Below are 8922 nucleotides of genomic sequence, written 5' to 3'. Positions count from 1 at the left end.
ACCCGGCCGTCACGCAGCTGGCACCAGCTCGATAGCCGGCGTGCCCATGTTCGTGTACGGATGCTTGTCGGCATGCGGCTTGATGTGCGCGTAGAAGTGCTTGCCGATGGATTCGGCACCGGCAAAGGCCGCGTATTCGGTGGCAGTGACGTTGGCGTAGTGGTACACGTCCGCCGGCGCGCCTTTGCGGAAGAACTGCACGGCCAAGGTCTCGGTTGCTGGGCAGTGGCCAATGGCGGCGATCTGCGAGGATTGAATTGCTTGCAGGGTGATTTGTGGTGCTGCGGCTGCTGTATTCATTGTTTTCTCCAGGTGGTGGGCGGGTGGTGTTTATGCCGATTCGGCGACCAGGCTGGCGCGCGCGGCGGCGAAGTCGAACTTAGCCAGACGGTCGATGGCTTCGGCTGCCGTCAGGCCGAACTGGTCGAACATCACATCGAGGATGTCGCTGTCGGCCGGGTAGAGGTCATCGGCGGCGGCGTCGAGCAGGTCCGGTGCTGGCACTGGGCGGCTCAGTGCCGGCGCGTTGGCGGCGGGGGCGCTGCGGGTGTGCTCCATAGACGTAGCAGGCGGGGCCACAACTTGGGCGGCTTGCTCGGCGGCGCGCGCTACGGCGAGCTGCGCGGCTTGCGCAGCATCATTGGCCAGGCGGTCGGCTTCGACCTGTGCCAGGCGGTCGGCTTCGACCTGTGCCAGCCGTGCGGCTTCGGCTGCAGCGGCCTGCATGTCCAGCAGTTCCTGGCGCTGGCGTGCGATTTCCACTTGCTCCAGTCGGTTTTGTTCGGCTTGGGCGTCTGCCTGCTTTTTCAATTCAGCGGCATGGGCTTCGCGCTGGCGCAGCGCCTCCGCTTCCTGCTCGGCGGCAAGCGCCGCACGGCGGTCGTCTTCGGCTTGGCGTTCGGCAGCGATGCGGTCAGCCTCCACTTGGGCGAGGCGCCGGGTCTCGGCAGCGGCTTCGCGAAGTTGCGCTAGCTCCGCGCGCTCGGCGGCAATGCGTGCGGCTTCTTCTTCGTTCGCCACTGCTGCGGCATGCAGGCTGGCCAGCTTGGCGCTCACTTCGGCAACGACCTTGGCAGCATCCTTCTCGAATTCGGCAAAGCGCTCCTTGTCCACAACGATGGCAGCCACCGTCGCTACGGCCGCCTGAATATCGGTAGCGGACTTGCCTACCAGTTCCAGCGGCGCATCATGGATCGCCGCAATATCAGCCTGGATCGCAGTAATGCGTTCGCGCTCCTTCGCAATCGCAGCTTGCTTCTCGGCCTCGACCTTGGTGTCGTAGGCGTCGCGCAGCTCGAACACGCGATTTTCTTCTGGCGTAATCAGTGCAATCAGGTCTTTTTCTTTGGCAATCACCGCCTTGCTGAAGTCGGTCGCGTCTTTCCGTGCGGCCTCGCCGACGGCCTTGATGCCGGTGCGCAGTTTCAGCAGATTCATTCCGATGCGGTGTGCCTGCTCGCGCCCGGCGGGATCGATTACGGCAGTGATATCGGTCGAGGCAGCAACCTGTTCCTTGATTTTTGCCTCGTAGTCCACGGCGCCCAGCGCGACGGCGGCGCGCTGCGGCAGGGTGAGGGCGGTGGCGGCCGGCGCGGCCTGGGTGGTTTCGGTGATCATGCTGCCTCCTTCATTCGTAAAATTGTTTCGTTTTCAGTAACCAGTTTTTCAAAATCGACCAGGTCGAGCACCATTGCATCGATGTAGGCATCGTCGCGCTCGACGCGACGGAACCACAGTTCCTTGCCGACTGGAGCCAGAGCAGGGCAGTACAGGCAGAAATCCCACCAGCGGCGGCCCGTGATCCACATGCAGCCCTGCACCTGGTCCATGAACTCGCTGAAATCGCCGTTAATCAGTACGTCGCGGAGGCGTTCGGGCGAAATCAGGCACTTGTATTCGCTGCCGCCATCGTCACCAATCAGTCCGTCCGCGCTGGCGCCAAATAGGCGATCTTCGGTAAGGACAAAGCCAGCGCGCTCGACAACGTGACCGCTTTGGACTTCGTGCTCATGGCGCGCGGCCGGCTCTAGGTCATGGCCGCGTCGCATGGCATAGGTTTCGAATCCTTCGTCGAGCGGCATGCCGCTGATGCGCTCGATGGCCAGGCGGAATGCATAGTCGTTGGCCGCTGACGTGGGCTGGCCTTTGTTTGCACCCGATTTCAGCTTGGCGCGCGCCACCACGAACATGCTGGCGGTGATGACCCCGGCCCGGGCGGCATGCCATTCGGGGCTTCCTTGCTCGCAGGTAAGGACGATCATTTGGACACCTCGACAGCTTCTGCACGTGCCTTCATTGCCGGGTAGGCGCCGGCCAGCTTGTCCTGCGTGGTCTTGGAGAGTCGATCCCAAGCGCCAACAAATGCTTCAAGGCCCTCGTCAGCGACTGCGCCAAGGTCGGCAGCCAATTCTTCCATTTCAGGCGAGAGTGGGGGAGGCGTTGCACTGGCCACCGGCGCCGCATCAACCGTACGACTTTGATCAGCAGCCACAGCTTTTGCTTTCAGGCTTTCGTGATCGGCAGCCAAGGCTTTCCGATTTGGCACGCCGGTATCAGTCCAGAATTTTTGATAGGCTGCTACACCTTTGCCTGCGGCAGCTTCGGCCGCGTCGATCAATGCTTGGGTTGCCTGGGCTGGCGCTGGTGCGCGCTTGCCTCCGGTATCCGGCGTAATATCGCGCGCCTCGCGGTTGCCTTCGTCCAGCTCGTCGGGCGTGTAGACACCCAGGATTACGTCGGGTGCATAAAGACGCGACCAACGCTTGACTGCCAGATAGGCAAGCTGTTGTTTGGGGTCGCTGGCCCAAAGTGGGGAATTGCGCACGCTCGCCTGAACCAGGAGCAGGTCGAGCACGCGTGGCACGATCTCGCCCTTGAGCGTCGAAGAGACGCGGACACCCAGGCCTGCCTCGGCCTCCATGCCGTAATCAGGCACACGGAACTGATATTCCTTTTTGTCACCTTTGGCGGGCACGGTAATTACTTTCGTCTTGCCGATGATCTTTTCCCAAGGGCCGTACCACTCGTAGCTGAAACGGTCTTCGGTCACGCCGCTGGACTGGATCACGGCGTTGACCAGCTGTGCTTCATAGCCAAGGGCACCGTTTACCAAGTGGGTTTTTTGCGCGACGGCGAACGGGTTCATGCGCCATTGGATAGCCTGCATCACTACGGCCGCACAGTCGGCAGCATTACCGCGCAGGTGTTCCGGGACGGTGGCGCGGCCCTTTGCCATAATGTCGGCCAGGCGCATCATGCTGTCCATGCTCGCGCTGTCAAGGATCAGGGCGGCGCTGCTGGTGGCTACGACGGGCAACTCACCTTGGTCGTATTGCGGAACCTGCATAGCGGTGTGGCTTTCTTGCGTAACTGCGTTCATGACTTTTTCCTTGTGAGTTTTATAATTTCTGCCTTCAAAAGCGCCAGGCGGACGGCGTAGACGATGGCGTGACCGGCATGCCAGTTGCGCAGGGCCTGGCTGGCCACGTCCATCACGGCTTGACTGACGACGTCCACTGCGCCTCCCTGTGGGCGCGGCCCAGGCGCTGCACGCGCGCGGCGGATGCGTCCAGGTCGATTAGCGCTTCGATCTGTGCGGTGATCAGTTCCTTGCGCATTTCTTCGAGGCCGGCCAGCTCGCGGCGCACGCCGGCAAGGCGCATCTTGTTCATGCGGTGTTGGTGCTGTGCCTGGTAGTAGCGGTGGGCGGCTAGCAGGCGGTGGAAGAGGGCGATCATGGGCGCACCATCGCAGTCACGCCCAGGGCGCCGTCGTCGTAGGCGGCATCGATCAGTGCGGCCAGGTTGCCGATGGCCGCGAAGTGCGCGACATCCTCGGCGCGCGGGCCGGTGCGGATGGTGATCATGTAGCTCATGTCTTGCTCCTCTGGTTAATGGTTTGCTGGCGACCCGAGAAAATCCGTCGGGCGTGTGATTCCTGCGGCTGGTGGGCCGCCAACAAAGCAAGGGGCTGGTCACAAATCCAGCTGCTTCGAGGCCGGCCTTCGCTTTAACTGAGCGAAGATCGAGGCGAAGTTCACGCCCATCCCTTGCTTTGTTGGCCGCCGGTTACGCCGGCGAGACGGGCCAGGGCGACTAGCCGGGGTGAAATTAGGCTGCCGACACCTGCGAAGGGCGGAAGCGCTGGCTTTGCGTCGAGCCTTCCAGCAGCACTTCCAGGAAGTCGCCGCGAGCGCCTGGGTGCGTCTGCACGAACTTGCCAGGGCGCGCCGCCGGGTCGGTCTTCGTGCCCTTCACATTCACTTTCTGGTTTTCTTTGAATTTCGACATGCTGTATTTCCTTCAAGGTTGGTTGTGGCGCTGGGCTTCCCCGGGCGCCTGATCCTCACGAAGATCAATCGGGCCACTCTGTACCATCGGGCATTTTTTCTGGCTGCCAGCCCCGTCCCGGCTTACCTATGGCTCCGGGCGACCACTAAACTCCTGAGAATTCGCCGTGATGTTTGAGTGCGGCAGCACGGTATGCCTGGTGTGCATCCTCTTTATTCTTGAAATTTCCAAGAAGGAATCTTTTGCCATTTGCTCGTATCTGAGCCACCCACCGCTGGTCTTTCTTATGCCAATAGACACCTTTCAACCCCGACTTGTTTGCGACGGTTTTGCCGCGATTGCATCGGTTTTGCGCGGAAGTGCATGCTCGAAGATTGGCAATTCTGTTGTCGGTTTTGATTCCATTCACATGATCAACTTGGTCATCTGGCCAGCTCCGGTATTCATGTAGCCAGGCAAGGCGGTGGGCTGCATGATTCACTCCTGAAATCTTGATCAAGACATACCCCGCACCGCCTATTGATCCCGCAATAGAGCCCTTGACCGCGTTGCTGGATGCTGTTCTGACCCGAAAGAAAAGCCCCGTTTCACGTTCGTAGCGCAGCTCTGCAATCAATTTTTCGTAGTTCAATTCCATGCAAGCCTCTTCTTTCTTGGCGGCGGGCGACCGCTTAAACCTTCGCCAGCTCCGCAATCCAGTTCAGCTCTTTGCCGTAAAACGTCCCGCTGCAAGACGCCATACGCGCATCTACTCGCGCCAGCTCATGTGCTTGATTCGGGCTGCCTGCCCAAGCTGTTGCCTGAAAATTCCCATCCTCAAACTTGATCTGCACGTTGTACTTGCGCAGCGTTGCGCGCGCCGGAGGGGCGGTGAACAGGCCGGGCAGCGCGTCGCGGGCACTCATGCTGCTTCCATCCGCCAAGGGCCGGAGTAGTTGCGGTAGGCTTCGGCGCGCAGCGCGGCGGCAGCGCCGCTTTCCACGTACTGCAACCGACCACGCGGCAAGCTGGCACCGAACGAGTTGCAAATTTCCAGGCGGCGAGGGCAGCCGATGCTGGCAACCAGGCCTGCGCAATGGCTGTCATTGGTGGTTTTCGCGGCGCTGATGTTCGAGGCGATCTTCATGACGATTAGCCGCGCGCTGGGATTGCGATTTCTGGGATTACTTCGCCGTGGGCGATGAGGACCGCTTCGAGTGCTGCAAGTTCGGCATGTGACATGGTTTGCTCCGGTGGTTGTTGTTCGACGGATTTAAGTTTAGGCATTCCTAAATGTTGTGTCAAGGTATATTTTCGGCATGCCTAAATAATTTGGATATAATTGCTTCGTCGCCTAAAAAGCGACCGGAAGCCCGGACCAAATCTCGCCGGGTAGTGCAAGTCCAGATAGATGGAGCCGGCAGCGCCTCGCAGTACCCCAGGGGAAACCGGCAAAACGAACAAGGCGTGTAGGGCGGCAAGAAGGAATTGAGTGGCCGCAGGCGTGGGTGATAGAGGGCGGAGCGCTAATCGACGGGAGCAGGAAACGGCCCAACGTCTGCCCTATGTGAAACGCGTCCCTGGATTCTCAGGAGGCATGTAGCACTTCACGGTAGTCAAGTTCTTGCTTGACTACTGGGAGGTGCTGTTCTCCGTCCCGAAGCCTAGGATATAGAGAAAAGCGCAGTGCTCTTGACCTTGAAGTGCAAGATTAAAAGCTGGCATCAAGAGCAAGATAAGGTACTTTTTAGTGCCTATAGAGGGGAAATAGGAGTGGAAAATAATTCGACTCCGTCGCAAGGAAAGCCCGGTTGGACCGGATGCGGGAAGGGTGTTGGGGTGGGTGGGACGCTGATGATCACATCCCTCGACCGAAAAAAAGGGGGGTCAAATTTCTTTATCGTCCAAATAAACGGACGCAGTACCTGTATTTGAATTTGGAATAACTAGCCTAACCAGTGCGCCGGACGATGTAAGTACTTCGATAATCACGTTCTGAATTGGTGGGGAAACGTCGTCGCCGTATATGGCTTTGACGATTTCGCTGCAAGGATCGCCCACTCCAGCGATGCGGCCTTGGCCGCCGTCAACGGTGGAATTTTCAAACAAAATATTGCTCATAAGGATTCCTTAAAATGGCAAACGAAAAACACCCAGCCGAAATAGCGCTGGCTTTGCTGCGCGATTATCCCGAGCATTGTGACGCACTCGGGATACCTTCAGTCCAATTCCGCCAATATGCCCGCCCGATCATCGACGCATACTTTGCGTCGCTGGGCGAGAAGCTCTGCCGGAAGCCCGTTACTATGGTCGATGCTACGCCGGAGCAATTGCGCGAATGGGAGACCAGGGCGGCCAAGCATGAGCGTGATGGGACGGGCGCTTATACTCCGCGCGTGCCGCGCAAGTCGGCAGCCTAATTCACTAGCCGCACACCCGCCGCCGCGATGCGGTGAGCTTGCCTTTGGTGGTGAGGCGCGGCGGGTGGCGAACCTACTGCTTCAGCCATTCGCGGCAGGCAGCCGCAATTTGCTCGGTGCGTTTAAAATCCATGCAAACACCCCACTTGCATTGGGAAAACGTGCCATCGGCATTTCGTTTTAGCTCCGATTCGCCTAGCGTGATAATTTTTCCATTACTAATCGTCATTGGCATCGTGTTGTATTTCCCCATGGATTCCCAGCAAACTTCTCCAGTTCCATTTGGGCGAATCAACATGGTATGGGTCTGCATCGTTGCCGTGCCTACCCAAGTGCCTGCAAGTTCTGGTGTTGGCGTGGCCTGATATTTGTGAGCAATATTGCTAGTTGCACAGCCAGCCAGAGAAGCCATCAAGGCCAGTAAGAGCAGGTTTTTTTTCATTTTATCGATCGGTGATTCCGGCAAGGGCGTGCCGTTGCGCTGCAGCATTATATGAAATATTGACAACAGGAAATCTAGCGAATTGTCACCTCTCAATCACAGGCCGCCTGCGCCGCATCGATGCCTACAATCTCGCCTACTTTGCGATCAGAATTTCCCGATATTTGGCGAGTGATGGCATTGGCTGATCAATAACGTATTCGATCATTTCACTGTTGGCTTTTAGCACCCTGATGCGCATGCCTTTGAATCCAATCGTTGCGGTTCCGTCGCTACCCAACTCATACGCGATGTCTTGATTAAATGCTGGCCTGGCCATGCCGCCAGAAAATTCTCTATAGGAAATCTTGACCTCACCCCTGCTTACGCCTTGATACAGGACGTCGACGTGAAAATCATCACGACTCTCAATCAGCGTTTCGGTTTTTTTAACATCATATGGCACCGGCTTTTCAAGGGGAAAGTAGCCCTGGTATTCCTTGAACATCGATTGGCGAAATACCTGGTCACCGTTGATGTCTGCAAGGCAGCCAGTGACATTCGAATCCCCGAAAAATCCCATGAGGCCGGTGTTATTCGTTACGAAGCAAAGCAGGGGCATTTTCGTATCTGGGCGCATAAGCATCACACCTTGGGCGCCGGCCTTGATGCTTAATTTATAGCCGTTTGCCATGGTGCTGGATGCATCTTCTTTAAGCGTAGCCCTATATTTTGTGAGGAGTGTTTTTGTGCCCTCTTTGTAGAGGGACTCGCCCACCTCGGCCTTGGCCACTTCACCAACTTTTGGTGATAAAAAATAACTGCTGACGTTTTCCACTCTCTCAACTGGCGGGAGGATGCGCGGCGCTGCGTTTGCGCACTGGGCGGCGGTTAGGGCTATCGTTGCAAATATGAGTTTTGTCATCGTGTTTGATACTTTAGGCAAGGATAGGTGTCATTGCGTCGTGCGATGGCACGAAAAATTACAAGTGGGGAATAAAAGGAATTATCACTTGCCAGGCCGCTATGCGGGGATGAGGTTGTCAATTATCGCCTGCGCGCCTTCCTTCTATGCTCCGCCATAACGCCAATAATTTTCAGTGGCGTTTCATCGCTCCGTAGAGTCGGGAAGTCATCATTCAGCGGCACCAGTTCAAAAATATCGTTGCCGGCCTCATTGGTGCCGCGCTGACGGTATTTCTTGAATGTTGCCTCGTCCTTGCCATTTTTGGCCGCTACACACTCTCCTGGCCGGGGTTCCCACTCTGGCTCAATGATAACTATGTCGCCCGGACGGAAATCGGGGAGCATCGAATCGCCGTCGATCTCTAGCCCGAATGCCCATTGCGAATAGCTGTCATCTACGAATACGGTGGCATATCCACTACCCACGGGGTATGGGACAGATATTTCCCTCATGGCCCCAGCCTGGATGGCCGAAATGATGGGTATGGCCCGACTTCCAAGCGCTGCCGGCGTGGCGTTTCGGTCGAAGTTACTAGGGGGCTCCGTCGACATCGCAAACGTATTGCTGTTCGGCTCGCCAATTCCATTGAGTAGCCATTCAGGTGAAATCGCCAATGCCGCGCAAACCTTTATCAAGTTGGCGCCCTCGATCATCTTGGTATCGCCGTTTTCCCAATCCGTGACGGTGGGCGCGGACACTCCTACCAGCTTCGCAAAAGCTGATTTTTTGATTCCCTTGGCCTCTCGGGCCTGCGTAAGTCGTTTGTGCCAATTCATTAGGCAATCCTAACAATTATATGAAAAGCTATGCCTAAATATATCTTGCAAATAAATTTAGGAATGCCTA

At 57.4% G+C, this 8922-nt stretch carries 15 protein-coding genes; 1 reads left to right on the top strand and 14 read right to left on the bottom strand.

From position 1 onward, the window contains the following. Positions 1 to 9 precede the first annotated feature (9 nt). From O0880_RS14630 to O0880_RS14580, 11 genes are all read right to left on the bottom strand, one after another. Positions 10 to 300, bottom strand: a complete 291-nt coding sequence (locus O0880_RS14630) for a KTSC domain-containing protein (RefSeq protein ID WP_289887125.1) — start codon at positions 298 to 300, stop codon at positions 10 to 12. Between the two features lie 30 nt (positions 301 to 330). Next, positions 331 to 1617 (bottom strand): hypothetical protein, encoded by a 1287-nt coding sequence (locus O0880_RS14625; protein WP_289887124.1) that lies wholly within the window; start codon positions 1615 to 1617, stop codon positions 331 to 333. Next, a complete protein-coding gene (locus tag O0880_RS14620; protein WP_289887123.1) occupies positions 1614 to 2261 on the bottom strand; it encodes a lambda exonuclease family protein in 648 nt (215 codons plus the stop codon). The genes O0880_RS14625 and O0880_RS14620 overlap by 4 nt, the downstream gene beginning before the upstream one ends. Next, complete coding sequence (locus tag O0880_RS14615; protein WP_289887122.1) at positions 2258 to 3379, bottom strand: RecT family recombinase; 1122 nt, start codon at positions 3377 to 3379, stop codon at positions 2258 to 2260. Before O0880_RS14615 ends, O0880_RS14620 begins: the two co-directional genes overlap by 4 nt. Before the next feature lie 112 nt (positions 3380 to 3491). Continuing rightward, positions 3492 to 3737 (bottom strand): hypothetical protein, encoded by a 246-nt coding sequence (locus O0880_RS14610; protein ID WP_289887121.1) that lies wholly within the window; start codon positions 3735 to 3737, stop codon positions 3492 to 3494. Further along, on the bottom strand, positions 3734 to 3874 hold the full coding sequence (locus O0880_RS14605; protein ID WP_180979345.1) for a hypothetical protein: 141 nt from the start codon (positions 3872 to 3874) through the stop codon (positions 3734 to 3736). Before O0880_RS14605 ends, O0880_RS14610 begins: the two co-directional genes overlap by 4 nt. A gap of 235 nt (positions 3875 to 4109) precedes the next feature. Further along, positions 4110 to 4289 (bottom strand): hypothetical protein, encoded by a 180-nt coding sequence (locus tag O0880_RS14600; RefSeq protein ID WP_289887120.1) that lies wholly within the window; start codon positions 4287 to 4289, stop codon positions 4110 to 4112. Positions 4290 to 4434: 145 nt separating this feature from the next. Further along, complete coding sequence (locus O0880_RS14595) at positions 4435 to 4926, bottom strand: HNH endonuclease (RefSeq protein WP_289887119.1); 492 nt, start codon at positions 4924 to 4926, stop codon at positions 4435 to 4437. A 34-nt stretch (positions 4927 to 4960) separates the two neighbouring features. Next, on the bottom strand, positions 4961 to 5194 hold the full coding sequence (locus tag O0880_RS14590; RefSeq protein ID WP_289887118.1) for a hypothetical protein: 234 nt from the start codon (positions 5192 to 5194) through the stop codon (positions 4961 to 4963). Next, positions 5191 to 5415: a hypothetical protein gene (locus O0880_RS14585; RefSeq protein ID WP_289887117.1), complete on the bottom strand. Its 225-nt coding sequence runs from the start codon at positions 5413 to 5415 to the stop codon at positions 5191 to 5193. Before O0880_RS14585 ends, O0880_RS14590 begins: the two co-directional genes overlap by 4 nt. Before the next feature lie 740 nt (positions 5416 to 6155). Then, positions 6156 to 6389 carry a hypothetical protein gene (locus O0880_RS14580; RefSeq protein ID WP_289887116.1) on the bottom strand — a complete coding sequence of 78 codons (234 nt, stop codon included), beginning with the start codon at positions 6387 to 6389 and terminating at the stop codon, positions 6156 to 6158. A gap of 14 nt (positions 6390 to 6403) precedes the next feature. Between O0880_RS14580 and O0880_RS14575 the strand changes: the two genes are divergently transcribed. Beyond that, on the top strand, positions 6404 to 6688 hold the full coding sequence (locus O0880_RS14575; RefSeq protein ID WP_289887115.1) for a hypothetical protein: 285 nt from the start codon (positions 6404 to 6406) through the stop codon (positions 6686 to 6688). A gap of 73 nt (positions 6689 to 6761) precedes the next feature. Here the strand turns inward: O0880_RS14575 and O0880_RS14570 are convergent, their stop codons facing one another. The 3 genes from O0880_RS14570 to O0880_RS14560 form a co-directional block, all read right to left on the bottom strand. Then, positions 6762 to 7178 (bottom strand): J517_1871 family lipoprotein, encoded by a 417-nt coding sequence (locus tag O0880_RS14570; protein ID WP_289887114.1) that lies wholly within the window; start codon positions 7176 to 7178, stop codon positions 6762 to 6764. A gap of 88 nt (positions 7179 to 7266) precedes the next feature. After that, a complete protein-coding gene (locus O0880_RS14565) occupies positions 7267 to 8034 on the bottom strand; it encodes a hypothetical protein (protein WP_289887113.1) in 768 nt (255 codons plus the stop codon). Positions 8035 to 8156: 122 nt separating this feature from the next. Then, on the bottom strand, positions 8157 to 8852 hold the full coding sequence (locus O0880_RS14560; RefSeq protein ID WP_289887112.1) for a S24 family peptidase: 696 nt from the start codon (positions 8850 to 8852) through the stop codon (positions 8157 to 8159). Between the last annotated feature and the right edge of the window lie 70 nt (positions 8853 to 8922).

Origin of the sequence: Janthinobacterium sp. SUN118, from assembly GCF_030397695.1 — a bacterium.
GTDB lineage: Bacteria > Pseudomonadota > Gammaproteobacteria > Burkholderiales > Burkholderiaceae_D > Janthinobacterium.
This window is presented reverse-complemented; position numbering and strand designations above follow the sequence as displayed.